Origin of the sequence: Dolichospermum circinale AWQC310F (assembly GCF_000426925.1) — a bacterium.
Classification (GTDB): Bacteria; Cyanobacteriota; Cyanobacteriia; order Cyanobacteriales; family Nostocaceae; genus Dolichospermum; species Dolichospermum circinale.
This window is the reverse complement of the sequence record NZ_KE384698.1, coordinates 1-12,756: the sequence shown is the minus strand read 5'-3', so window position 1 is coordinate 12,756 and position 12,756 is coordinate 1. Positions and strand designations below refer to the sequence as shown.

Here is a 12,756-nt window from a genome sequence, read left to right as displayed (position 1 = left end):
GTTTGAGGTGATAGACCCTGTGAAAAAATTTGGTGCTAATTGACAAGGATATACAGCTATTAACCAGATGTTTAGAGTGTGCAGTTTAATGGTAGAAAAGAATGGTCTCGTCAAAATAACAAGACTACAAAAATAAATGCTACCATCATTTGATCAAGAAATCCTGGAAAAATACCTGAGTAAAACACAGTTAATCACCCTAAAAATGCTGGTGTGGGTACTTCAAACACAAAAAGAAGTCACAATAGAAAGATTAGCAGCGAACTTGCCATTACCAATACAAGAAAATAGCCGTCGTCGCCATATACAAAGATTTTTAAACTCTCATGAATTGAGTGTAGTTCTGTCATGGTTTCCCATCATTGAAGTAATTTTAGCACGCTTATTTAAACCACTTTCCCAATTGATTATTGGTATAGACAGAACACAATGGAAAAAAAATAATATTCTGATGGTAAGTGTCATTTATCAAAAAAGAGCATTACCAGTATATTGGTGTCTCCTAGATAAAGATGGTTGTAGTAACCTTCAAGAACAACAAAAAGTATTACGTCCGGTAATTAGGTTATTGAAACGTTATCAATTAGTGATTAGTGGCGATAGAGAATTTCATGGTGCTGAATTAAGGAAATGGTTACATAGTCAGGGGTTGAAGTATATATTCAGACAAAAAAAAGATACCACATTTCGAGAGAAGAGACGAAAATTCCAAGCACTAAGTACAATTCCAGTTTATCCGGGAGGTCGGAGATTTTATGAAAATGTTCATCTTACACAAGAAAAAGGTTTTGGTCGTTGTAATTTAGCTGTTTATTGGAAACGAAAATATCGCGGTAAGCAAGAAAAAGAACCTTTGTATTTAGCCACCAATCTCACTGATATTTCCGCAAGTATCAAAATATATAATCAACGTTTTGGGATTGAAGCTATGTTTAAAGATTGTAAAACTGGAGGTTATAATTTAGAGGGTTCTCAAGCTTCTCCTGATAGACTTGTGCGGATAATTTTATTGATTGCTTTGGCAATGACTTCGGCATACTTACAAGGTCAAAAAACTCAATCTCAAAGACAACAATCTTATGTTTGTCGTCCTACAGAACAGAAAAGAAACAGAAGAAGACATAGTGCTTTTTGGATAGGTTTGTATGGTTCTAGTTGGATAGTTTCTATGAATGAGTGTCAAGATTTGGTCTTGGAAATGATGGCATTGGTTACCAATAAAATGCTATTTTATCAGCAAGGACTGAGGGCTGTCATGCTTATCCAGCAACCTCTCTAGCCCCTTTGTCGCCACCTGAAGTGAGGAGTAGATAACCAAGAATTAGACATTAAAATTCGATATGGAGTTTCCCATGTACCATAAAAGTTTAATCCCTTTTGATGAGCATAGCGTCTTAGTGTTATAATTTTATTAACACAATCTTCCACAGAAGTATGAATTGATCTGACTAGATCAAAATCCATTGATACATCTTTTACTCCTATAGATTTAGCAAAATCAATCACATCTTCATTAATGAAATCATAGTTTGCATCAGTGACAGTTACTGAAAAGCCATCAATAGGATAGTCTATTGATTGAAGTAAATTTATTTTGCTGATAATTTTATCAAATGTTCCTTGACCTTGGCAATCAACTCTAATTAAGTCATTGACTTTACCCACTCCATCCAGGGATGTTGATATTTTAACATTATATTTCTTTAAAATTTTTGCTCTATCTTTGGTTAATAAACTAAGATTTGTGTTAATTGCATAGCTAAATTTAATATCATTAATTGATTCACAATATTCAAGACAGAAAAGTAAAACTTTCCAATTAATAAGTGGTTCACCATTTCCAAAATGAACTCTCACAAAATTGTTGCCACTAGCACGAACTTTCTCGACAAATTTATCAATACTTGCTTTAGCTATTTCAGCACTCATATTTAATTCAGGAGAAATTCTACTCGGTACTTCATTATTTAAGAAGTGCATACAGTGTTGACATCCAAAATTGCACGCATTACTAATAGCTAACTCAAGTCTGCTTATTTGAGTACCTTTTTCCAATTCTTTTAAAAAATCTTTTTGCAATGATTCAATAACCGAAATTTCATTGAAATTATTAGGAATCAGTAAATATAATTTTTCTAGACTTTTAAAAACTTCATATATATCATTTCCAAAAACTTTATTGGCATCTTCTAATGTTTTAGGTTTTTCAAAGAAATTTAAGAACTCAACAATAGATGATGTTACTTCTCTAGGTTTATTAAAAAGAGAATGATAGATAAAAAATTTATCATTTTCTCCATTAACTATGTGGCAATACTGAGACTTCTGGTAATTGGTAGTTAACATGATGATTACTCCTTCAAATACAATAATTGAATTAATTTACACCAGTTTTTTGCCTATCAAAACTAGCATCAATAATTGCTGAATGTTTAGATTGATCTAGTAATGATAGGCATTAATAACTAGCTACGACGTTGACAAGTAGCGCGATTCATAAATGAATGATCCTGCTGTGGGGTCTTGATTTCTTCTTTAGACAATTTGATTAATTTGACACTTTCTTTCTTTTGCTCGTTCATAATACATATCCTTGATTTAGAGCTTAATTTAACTTTAATCCTGCATTCAAATCTCTTCCATACTAAAAAAACTTATTTAGTCCTGTTCTTTATAAATAAACTATTAAATTAGTGTCCTAAAATATCGTGAATTATTGTGTCAGAGTGGTTTATAATTGAGAGAAGCCTTATCCCACATGATTTATATGAACATTACAGAAGTTTTACAATTCGCAGATCAGCTAGTGTTAGCACAAACTGGAAAACATTTAGATGATCTTCAGGAAGCAGTAATTAAAGGTGTTTGGGAAGGTCAGACTTATAGTAAAATTGCCGATGATTGTAATCATAGTGAAAGTAGAGTTAGAGATGTGGGTTATAAATTATGGCAAATTTTATCAGAACAATTAGGAGAAGATGTTAATAAATCTAATTTCCGTGCAACTATTGAAAGAATACGAAATTCATTTAACAGATTAAGTAAATTACATAATTCCTCACAGCAAGTATTAGGACTAATAAACCATCATGTGAGTTTATGCCTAAATACCTCTGAACAGCATAAAATAGACAATAATAACCCAGAATTTTTAGAAAAAACAACTTACACAAACCTCAAACAATCTCCAAAAATTACCCATTTCTACGGACACACCAACGAACTATCAACACTATCTGCATGGATAGAAAACCCCAACATTCGCTTAATTTCCATCTTAGGAATTTCCGGTATTGGTAAAACCTCTCTTGTTAAACACTTCATTGATACTCACCCTCTACCCTTTGATGCAATGATCTGGAAAAATCTTAAATTATCTAATTCTTTAAACTCTATTCTTACAGAAATTTTCACAGAATTAAACGAAAATGATAAAAATATAAATACCAACAAATTATTAAATCAATCCTTAGAATTATTCAATCAAAAACGCTGTTTAATTGTTTTCGACAACCTAGAAGAAATATTTACACCTCAACAATATGCAGGACAATATCAAACTGAACATCAAAATTATCAAACCTTTCTACAAATGATCACAGAAGTTGAACATCAAAGTTGTGTAATTTTGATTAGTCAAGAAAAATGCCAAGAAATGATATCTTTAGATAGTGAACTTTACCCGATTCATTCCTTAGAATTATCAGGATTAGATAATGGAGCTACAGAGATATTAAACACTCAAGGGTTGAAAAATGAGGAACTTTGGTTAGACTTAATTAAGTTATACGAAAGTCATCCTAGATATTTACAACATATCAGTATTTTAATTCAAGATATATTTCAGGGTGAAGTTGCCGAATTTATGCAAGAAAATTGTTTAATTTTAACAGAAAATATTAAAAGTCAAATTGATTTAACTTGGAATAAATTAACTGATGTAGAAAAACAAATTTTATTGAAAATTGCTCAAAATCATCAACCCCTATCGAGAGATGAAATAAAAGAGTCTTTATCATTATCATCAATGGATATAATTAACGGGTTACAATCATTAACTAGAAGATATTTATTAACCAAATTAGAACATCATCAAAAATCATTTCATCTTTCATCCGTATGGAGAGAATATTTAAAACTTCTTGTTTGATAATATAGCTAGCGTTTCCCAATCTAATGAAGAGCCAAAATTATCTGCGTTTATCTGCGTTCAATATTACTCCTTGTACTTCACTTTAATGGTAATGGCTATAAGGAAAATAGCTACAGCAGCGCTGGGATTTTTTTGAGAACTTACCCACAAGTCGGAAAATAACGAACCACAGAGGAGTAGGGGTGAACGGCAGTTCACCCCTACTTTTCCAATAACCAAGCTAAGGCTGCTCCGGTGGTTTCTGCTAAGATACTAATGAGACGATAAAGAGCGATCGCACTAATTACTAAAGCCGCAGGAAAATGATATTGTAACAGTAATATAGCTGTGGTTTCAAACACACCCAAACCACCAGGCGCACCAGGAATAACTAACCCCAATACCCAAGCACAACTAAACGCTCCCACTAATAAGGGTATTTGCTCCCAATTTACAGAAGTTAACGCCATTATAGTTAAAATAAATCCAGAAGCACGCAACCCTAAAAAAACTATTTCCCCTAATAAGGCTTTTAGGGGATAGTTTTTAACTATAAAACTATCTATTAACTGGTTTTCTGGGTGAGATTTTTTATTTTTCCACCTGTCTAAAAGTTGAATGGTTGGATTTAAAAATCGAGGATGAAGTATACCCAAAACAATTATTAAACCCAATAATTGCAGCATAACTAAATTAATTTTCCAATTATTTACAACAATTTGACTAGCGAATAAAAGAATAATAATTAATGCTGCTGCTAACATTAATAGTGGTTCTAGTAAAACACTCAAAGTAGCAATATTAGTAGGAATATTAGCATTTTTCGCCGCCATAATTCGTCCATAATAATGCCAGACATTCCCAGGTAAATATTTAGCAATATTCGTTTTTAAATAAACTTGAATAAACTCAATGGATGATACAGATTGATTTAACTCCCTTAGCACCAAAGTCCAAATCCAACCCGCCCAAATATGTGCCAGTAAAGTTACACTCGTAGCAGTACCTAATATTAACCAGGCGGTGATATTAATCCGAATAGCACTAACTCCTAACCAATTATCTTTGCAGGCTTTTAATAAAAAAAACAGCGTTCCCCCTAAAATCAACCACCGGAAAGTTTTTTTCATTTTTGATTTGTGAATATTGGAAATATGTAAAATTGCGTATTTTTGAACCTAGGCGCAATACCCACAATAATATATATTAATCCTGTGGGGTGGGCTTCTAGCCCGCCCATTTTGTATTTAAGGCACAATACCCACAATAATATATATTACTCTTGTGGGGTGGGCTTCTAGCCCGCCCATTTTGTATTTAAGGCACAATACCCACAATAATATATATTACTCTTGTGGGGTGGGCTTCTAGCCCGCCCATTTTGTATATTACTCTTGTGGGGTGGGCTTCTAGCCCGCCCATTTTCTATTGAATTGTAGATACCTTGTTAATTTTGATATTTTAAATACCAACTTTCTAAGGCTAAACGATGAATTTCCCGCCAAGGAATATTATTTTGTTGTGCTAAAACTGCACAATCTTCATATTCAGGCTGGACATTTGTAATTACCTTTTCTGTGCCTTTTCCTCCCCAAGCAACTTTTACCGATATTGTCCCATAAATAGTGTCCACTTTTTGCATTTCTCTTTGTAAAATTGAGCGTTGTTCAGTAGTGCGACGAATCCCTAAAGTGCTGGTTTCTCGAAATAATACTGCTTGACAATTATCTAGTTTATCTGGATGACAAATCACAGTTAACAAAATTCCAGGACGAGATTTTTTCATTCCTATCGGTTGGGTAAAAACATCCAGCGCCCCAGCAGTAAATAAAGCCTCAAATAAATAACCGAATACTTGGGGATTTAAGTCATCTATTTGAGTTTTTAATACGGTAACGGTTTCCAAATTGGGGGAATGTTCCACAAAATCACAATTATCAATCTGTAAAGATTCGCTTTCACCAAACCAAAGCCGTAGTATATTAGGAATGGGTAAATCTAAAGAACCCGCCCCTAATCCTACCTGTTTGATAGTCATTGGTGGCGGTGAACCAAAGTCCTGCACTAAGGTAGTAGTAATTGCGGCCCCCGTCGGTGTTACCAGTTCTCTATCAATACCATTGCTATAAACTGGACAACCCCGCATTTCCCACAATTTTAACACCGCTGGTACTGGTACTGCCATTCGTCCATGGGCTGCATGAACAGTACCACCCCCCGTAGGGAAAGCAGAACAGTATAGCAAGGGAAAGCCCTGCTGATTGCTGTCAATACCCAACCAATCCAATCCTAAGCAAGTACCAACAATATCCACAATCGCATCTACAGCACCTACTTCATGAAAATGAACTTTTTCCGGTGCAATGCCATGAACAGCCCCCTCAGCTATTGCCAAACGTCGGAAAACAGCTAAACTCCAAGCTTCTGCCCGCTTTGGTAATTTGCCATTGAGAATCATCTTCTCTATTTCTGGTAAATGACGGCCATGGTGGTGATCATGTTCATGGTTATGATGGTGATGATCTAATAAATCAACATGAACTTTAGTCGCCTCTTGAGTTTGCCGGTGGACAAATTCTGCCCACAGTCGGTATTCTGGCTCAATTCCCAAACTATTGAGTTTTTCTACTAAATACTCCACAGGCACACCTAAACTAACTAATGCCCCTAAACACATATCCCCAGCAACCCCTGTTGGACATTGAAAATAAGCAATTTTATTCATAAATTTATTTGTTAATTGTCAGTTGTTCGTTGTCAGTTGTTCGTTGTTAATTGTCAGTTGTTTGTTGTCAGTTGTCATTAGCCAATTACCCATTACCCATTACCAATCATCATTATGGCCAAAATATTCACCATTCATCCTGATAATCCTCAAAGTCGCCGAATAGAGGAAATAAAGTTGGCGCTATTAGGTGGCGCTATTATGCTCTACCCTACTGATACAGTTTATGCAATTGGTTGTGATTTGAATGCCAAGTCGGCGGTGGAAAGAGTGCGGCAAATTAAACAGTTAGCAAATGATAAACCCCTGACATTTTTATGTCCCTCACTTTCCAATGTGGCTACTTATGCCTTCGTAAGTGATACAGCCTACCGGATTATGAAGCGGTTAATACCAGGTCCATACACATTTTTGCTCCCTGCTACCAAATTAGTACCGCGACTAGTACAAAATCCCAAACGCAAAACCACAGGAATTAGAGTGCCAAATCATAATGTTTGCTTGGCATTACTGGCTGCCTTAGGAAACCCGATTATTTCAACTTCGGCTCAAGGCCAAAGCGCAAATGACGAAAATGACGAAAATGAGGAAATAAATGGAGACGGAGTACAACCAATACTGTCACGGGTAGATTTATATGACCATTTAGATAAACTGGTGGATATTATCATTGATACGGCCCAAGAGCCGACGTATCAAGTGTCTACCATTTTAGATTTAACAGACGAAGAACCAGTTATTATTCGGAGAGGTTTAGGTTGGGAAGCCGTAGCTACTTGGGTTTAAGGTTAAAGCTTGACAAGTACAACCCTTGGTTTTGGAATCGGTTGCGCTAATTTATGATCACCTGACTCCAATTTGGAAATTGTTATCCTTCCTGGCACTGTAATCCCAATTCATGAAATTATGGCTACGCTACGCAGGCTATCGGCCAATTTTACCATGACTAACCTTTTGGCGATTTGTCCTCAAAGTGAATATCTATTATGCCATCTTTGATTTAGTTACTAAAAACAAAGCGACACAATTAACAAGCCCTTAACTTGGGAAATTTCCTACAGTGTTTACATATCAGCCGTCCAGGTGGTGAATCTTCACAGCAAGAATACTCAAAGGTTCTCACTGGCGTGACTGCTCTTAAATACTGTATCTGCATTTGAGTTAAGGTGCAATACCAATTTTACAGAAAAGTCATGAAAGCTAATATCGCCAATCTGCCTAATTCTACATCTGCTTTTAATAGCTATATTTCTCTGGAAGAATTGTCTGTTGTGAATACCAATACATTGGTGCAACTTTTATCCCAGGAAATGCAATCTCAAGTTAAAGCTACATCTATTGGTGTGCAAGATGTCGTCGGGCGCATAGCCAAGGAAGTAGAACGGATATGCGATAAAAGCTCCCGTATCCAAAATTCAGGACAAATTCAGTCTTGGCAAATTACTTTAGGAAGACATCGTTTACAAAAGTGCCTGCGTTACTACCAACTCGGTTCTAGACAAGGACGAGTTGAATTACATAGTAGTTTGGGGGCTATTGTTTATCGTCACGTTGCTGTTGCCGGCTCAGATTTAGGTTTTGACGCTCGTTACAATCTCATTGAAGATTTTTTACAGGCTTTCTATATCGAAGCTATTAAAGCTTTTCGTCGGGAAACTGAATTACCTGAAGATTACACCCCCCGGACTCAGTTACAAGTGGCTGAGTATATGGCTTTTACAGAACAGTATGCCAAACGCCGGATTAATTTACCAGGTGGCGCTAATCAACAGTTAATTGTTTTACGCGCTCAAGGTTTTGCCCGTCGTCAACCTCAAGAAACTACTGTAGATATTGAAATGGCTGTAGATTCTGCGAAAACGGAAGAAGCGGAATCTTATCAGCGTAATGTCGCTGTGCAGCAAATTCGCTCACAAATGATTGCTAAACCTGGTTTTGACCCTTCGGAAGAGTCGGAACGCAATCGAGTAATTACGGAATTGATGAAATATCTGGAGTCTCAAGGACAATCTGATTGTATGGATTATCTGACTCTTAAACTTCAGGATCTCTCTGCACCAGAAATTGACCAAATTCTCGGTTTAACTAGTCGTCAACGCGATTATTTACAACAAAGATTTAAGTATCACGTTGAGAAGTTCGCTAAACAGCATCAATGGCAATTAGTTCATCAATGGTTGGGCGCTGGTTTGGAACACAAGTTAGGTCTATCTTCTCAGCAATGGGATACTTTTTGGCATCAACTCACACCACAACAACAACAAATTTTTGAGTTGAAAACTGCTTGTCAAAGTGATTCACTTATCTCTAAAGCTGTTCAATGTACTCCTAAACAACTCCAAAAACGCTGGACCCAAATGCTAGAACTAGCATGGTCTATTCGTAATGGTCATGCTGAATCTAAGAGCAATTAAATTTAATTCAGTAGGTTGGGTTGACGCAAGGAAACCCAACAAAATCATGTAAATGTTAGAGGATATTTGAAAAGTTGCCGGCGATTATACAGCGTTTTCCGCTCTGATGAGGTACAAAGTTGAATCATGAAACTCTTGTGGTGCGGGCATCCTGCCCGCTAGATATGTACCTGATAACACTGGGAGTTGCTGTAAATTATAAATCGCTACTAAACAAAGTCCAACAGTGTGGACTAAGACAGAATTAAAGTTTTCAAACGGACGCAGGTGGGTTTCACTTTGTTCTACCCAACCTACAATCTTAATTTAATAAGAAGTTACTAATAATTCATTTATTTTCCCTCGTTTTTGACCATGAGAATTAATTGACCTTGCTGCTAATACAGTATGAATATTAAACCCAGCATAAAGGTCACGAATAAATGGACAATCAGAATTAGATAGCATGATTTTTACACCTTTATCAGCTAATTTAATAAAAATATCCCTCAGTTTTATTTGTTGATGCTCATCAAAACAAAAATTACTATAAGCTGTAAAATTGCTAGTTCTATTTAGAGGATAATAGGGGGGATCAAAATAAACAAAGTCATTACTACCAATTGGATAATTTAAAACCTCATCAAAATTCCCTTGTTTAATTTCTACGTTCTTGAGTGCAAACGACGCTAATTTTAAAACTTCTTCCTGACAAATACCAGGATTTTTGTATTTTCCCACAGGAACATTAAATTTACCCTGAGAATTAACTCGATAAAGTCCATTAAAACAGGTTTTATTCAGATAAATAAACCGAGCCGCTTTTTCTAAATCTGTGCCACCATGATGATTTCTTGCATCATAATAATAATCTGAATTATGCCTGATTTGATGATGTTGCAACAGAGTTATTAACTCTCCCAAATTATCTCTAACGCACCGATAAGTGAGAATTAAATCTGCATTAATATCAGTTAAAACCGCTTTAAATGGCTGCAAATAGAAAAAAACTGCTCCACCACCTAAAAATGGTTCATAGTAAGTTTCGTAATGTTTAGGAAAATAGTCTTTATATTGCGAAATTAATCTAGTTTTACCCCCAGCCCACTTTAAAAATGGCCGTGGGTAAATTTGTTGAGGAATTTGACTTACCATCTACTTACTGTTAAAATAAAAACCAAATTAATCTCAGTTATCTATTCCTTGTTCGTTTCCGCTCTCTAGGATATGATGGTTATATATTATAATCAGAGTAGGTAAAGAACACAAAAACAGACTTGCATTATATCACAAGGCGGTTTAAATTCAAATGTTTGATGGATTTTGGGATAACGTCTTCCGCTACCCTCGGTACTTGGTTAGTATAGTCTTAGGTATTTTTCTCAACACTTTTGAGCCGCTGTTTCCTCTGTTGAAACGTCCTGTGACACTGATTGCTATTTTAGGCTTTTTTGCTGGTGGTCTTTTTTTCGTCACCCTTACCCTCCGGGCTATGTTGGGTTTAAATACAGTCTAGACTGGGAACAAAAAAGTTTTAGTCTATTGGACTTTTACTCTTGATTTAATCACATCAAGCACAGTCCACTTTAACTTACATTTAGAATCATGTTATCAAAACTTTGTGAAAAGGCGGAATTTATATGGCTACAAATCGCCGCGTTTCCCGCGTTGCTGAATTAATTAAACGGGAAGTTAGCCAAATGCTACTCAACGGCATTAAAGATGACCGTGTGGGTACGGGAATGGTGAGTGTCACTGATGTGGATGTTTCTGGGGATCTGCAACACGCCACAATTTTTGTCAGTATTTATGGGACTCAGGAAGCTAAGGCGGAAACAATGGCAGGTTTAAAATCAGCTACAGGTTACGTCCGCAGCGAACTTGGGGCGAGAATTAGATTACGGCGCACTCCAGAAGTGCTATTTGTTGAAGATAGGTCTATAGAAAGAGGCACTAAAGTGCTGAGTTTATTAAACCAACTTCAGCAGCAACGGACATTATCAACAAGTATAGATGAGGCCGCAGAAGAAATGGTTGAATAATTCCCATCTGACGGAAATATAAAGAAATCTTGAAATTATTGGTTGTTCTGGAACTATTAAGATAGGGATTCTCTATTCCCTATTTTTAAAGAATTATAGGTGTTGTAGATCCTGTATCCTGGGGTAGATGTCAAATACGATAAATACACCTAAATTAGTACAGTTAAGGTCAGAACAAGTCCAGTATAGTTTTAATAGTTTTTTCATAGATTAATGTGGAAGTTGTTGAAAATGGAAATATTTAGCTTTGAATAGTAAAATTAGCTGCTTTTATCGTGAAAATATGAAATTCAAATACCATAAATGTCATATTTTCTTGACAGATTTAACATTTCTTTAGATAATTTAGTAGTGCATAACGTCAAAATGATAATAGTTCCGTATAGCAAACTACAAAACCCTGGATACAGGTTTAATTATTGCCATCTTTGTTCCTAGTTCCTACTGAATAATGGGAACGTTTTCTAAATGTAATTTTGTGAGTAAAAAACCATGACTGTAAATACAGTGGCTTCTATCAATTACAATTACTATTCTCTGAATGTTATCCAGGACGAAGCCCGTCGACTGGTAGAAAGGGGAATGGTTGGCCGTCAGCAACCAATATATACACTTTGCCAATTTATACCTGCTAGAGAGTGGGTTTGCGTTGAATGTGAATTAGAAAAATGTGATTTTTTACTCCGCGATCGGATCGGTGATTTAATCGGCCGCGAAGAATGGGATAACGATTAATCTAGTCTTTATTTAATAAACTGCTGTTATTTTTAACTGTACTTGTTTGTAGTTTCTGGCTACAGGCAAGTATATTTTTTTCTTTTAATTGATTTGCTACTGGGTATTTCTGAAATGGTTCTCTCACGCAGAGGCGCAAAGGCGCAGAGAGGAAGAAAAATAGAATTATTATTAGTCGCTTTTAAGCGACTTTTGCTTTTAGTGAGGGGATTTATTTTAACAATAAATATAGATTATGCAGGGATAGGATTAGCTTTTATCCCTACATAAACAATGTTTAACGCAAAATACAGCTATATATGCCGTAATAGCATTATTTTCCCTTGCCAGTGCTACGTCGAGTTTGGCGGGTTTCGTCTTCAAAACGACGACGATCGCGCCAATCTGCTAATGTTAGGTAAACAACACCACCAGTGACTCCTACTAGCAGCACTACGCCAAATAAGGCTAAAATACCCAAAAATGGACTTTCCACGATTCCTCTATAGTCCGTTGCGTCCCCAAACTACCATAGAAATCGACCAAGTAAACACAACTAACAGTGATACCCAACCCAGTGTCAAAATCATAGTTCTACTTTTCAAATAATTACAAAAGGTCTCTCATATTTATCATACTGGGAAAACGGGGTTGATTCATTAACTATATTGATAGCAGGTTTGGGATACACAACTAACGTAGTTAACCAAGGTCAAACAGTGTCAATTGCTGATAGTTCGCTCTCTGATT

At 35.8% G+C, this 12,756-nt stretch carries 13 protein-coding genes; 7 read left to right on the top strand and 6 right to left on the bottom strand.

Going from position 1 to position 12,756, the window contains the following annotated elements; genetic code table 11:
* Positions 1-136 precede the first annotated feature (136 nt).
* Positions 137-1,279: an IS4 family transposase gene (locus tag ACIR310F_RS24455; protein ID WP_071604838.1), complete on the top strand. Its 1,143-nt coding sequence runs from the start codon at positions 137-139 to the stop codon at positions 1,277-1,279.
* Here ACIR310F_RS24455 and ACIR310F_RS0116405 read toward each other — a convergent pair.
* The gene (locus ACIR310F_RS0116405) at positions 1,276-2,346 is read right to left on the bottom strand and encodes a radical SAM protein (RefSeq protein WP_028084769.1); all 1,071 of its coding nucleotides are present in this window, start codon (positions 2,344-2,346) and stop codon (positions 1,276-1,278) included. The genes ACIR310F_RS24455 and ACIR310F_RS0116405 overlap by 4 nt on opposite strands.
* A 421-nt stretch (positions 2,347-2,767) precedes the next feature.
* Here ACIR310F_RS0116405 and ACIR310F_RS0116400 point away from each other — a divergent pair, with 421 nt between their 5' ends.
* Positions 2,768-4,150: an NB-ARC domain-containing protein gene (locus ACIR310F_RS0116400; RefSeq protein WP_028084768.1), complete on the top strand. Its 1,383-nt coding sequence runs from the start codon at positions 2,768-2,770 to the stop codon at positions 4,148-4,150.
* Positions 4,151-4,353: 203 nt separating this feature from the next.
* On the opposite strand, the gene ACIR310F_RS0116395 is transcribed toward ACIR310F_RS0116400, so the two are convergent.
* Together ACIR310F_RS0116395 and larC are read right to left on the bottom strand one after the other, a co-directional pair.
* The gene (locus ACIR310F_RS0116395) at positions 4,354-5,262 is read right to left on the bottom strand and encodes a lysylphosphatidylglycerol synthase domain-containing protein (protein WP_028084767.1); all 909 of its coding nucleotides are present in this window, start codon (positions 5,260-5,262) and stop codon (positions 4,354-4,356) included.
* Between the two features lie 317 nt (positions 5,263-5,579).
* Positions 5,580-6,857 carry a nickel pincer cofactor biosynthesis protein LarC gene (gene larC, locus ACIR310F_RS0116390; RefSeq protein WP_028084766.1) on the bottom strand — a complete coding sequence of 426 codons (1,278 nt, stop codon included), beginning with the start codon at positions 6,855-6,857 and terminating at the stop codon, positions 5,580-5,582.
* Between the two features lie 114 nt (positions 6,858-6,971).
* On the opposite strand from larC, the gene ACIR310F_RS0116385 reads away from it, so the two are divergent.
* Positions 6,972-7,643 carry an L-threonylcarbamoyladenylate synthase gene (locus ACIR310F_RS0116385; protein ID WP_028084765.1) on the top strand — a complete coding sequence of 224 codons (672 nt, stop codon included), beginning with the start codon at positions 6,972-6,974 and terminating at the stop codon, positions 7,641-7,643.
* Positions 7,644-8,050: 407 nt separating this feature from the next.
* A complete protein-coding gene (locus ACIR310F_RS0116380) occupies positions 8,051-9,271 on the top strand; it encodes a HetZ-related protein (RefSeq protein ID WP_028084764.1) in 1,221 nt (406 codons plus the stop codon).
* Between the two features lie 306 nt (positions 9,272-9,577).
* Here the strand turns inward: ACIR310F_RS0116380 and ACIR310F_RS0116375 are convergent, their stop codons facing one another.
* Positions 9,578-10,405: a DNA adenine methylase gene (locus ACIR310F_RS0116375; protein WP_028084763.1), complete on the bottom strand. Its 828-nt coding sequence runs from the start codon at positions 10,403-10,405 to the stop codon at positions 9,578-9,580.
* A gap of 154 nt (positions 10,406-10,559) precedes the next feature.
* Between ACIR310F_RS0116375 and ACIR310F_RS0116370 the strand changes: the two genes are divergently transcribed.
* The 3 genes from ACIR310F_RS0116370 to ACIR310F_RS0116360 all read left to right on the top strand — a co-directional run bounded on the left by ACIR310F_RS0116370 (position 10,560) and on the right by ACIR310F_RS0116360 (position 12,027).
* Complete coding sequence (locus tag ACIR310F_RS0116370) at positions 10,560-10,766, top strand: DUF751 family protein (RefSeq protein ID WP_028084762.1); 207 nt, start codon at positions 10,560-10,562, stop codon at positions 10,764-10,766.
* Between the two features lie 124 nt (positions 10,767-10,890).
* Positions 10,891-11,292: a 30S ribosome-binding factor RbfA gene (gene rbfA / locus ACIR310F_RS0116365; protein ID WP_028084761.1), complete on the top strand. Its 402-nt coding sequence runs from the start codon at positions 10,891-10,893 to the stop codon at positions 11,290-11,292.
* Between the two features lie 492 nt (positions 11,293-11,784).
* The gene (locus ACIR310F_RS0116360; RefSeq protein ID WP_028084760.1) at positions 11,785-12,027 is read left to right on the top strand and encodes a DUF4327 family protein; all 243 of its coding nucleotides are present in this window, start codon (positions 11,785-11,787) and stop codon (positions 12,025-12,027) included.
* 313 nt (positions 12,028-12,340) lie between these two features.
* Here the strand turns inward: ACIR310F_RS0116360 and ACIR310F_RS26285 are convergent, their stop codons facing one another.
* Together ACIR310F_RS26285 and petN are read right to left on the bottom strand one after the other, a co-directional pair.
* Positions 12,341-12,502, bottom strand: coding sequence for a hypothetical protein (locus ACIR310F_RS26285; RefSeq protein ID WP_196803227.1), 162 nt, complete (start codon positions 12,500-12,502; stop codon positions 12,341-12,343).
* Positions 12,503-12,509: 7 nt separating this feature from the next.
* The gene (gene petN / locus ACIR310F_RS24450) at positions 12,510-12,596 is read right to left on the bottom strand and encodes a cytochrome b6-f complex subunit PetN (RefSeq protein WP_013189847.1); all 87 of its coding nucleotides are present in this window, start codon (positions 12,594-12,596) and stop codon (positions 12,510-12,512) included.
* Between the last annotated feature and the right edge of the window lie 160 nt (positions 12,597-12,756).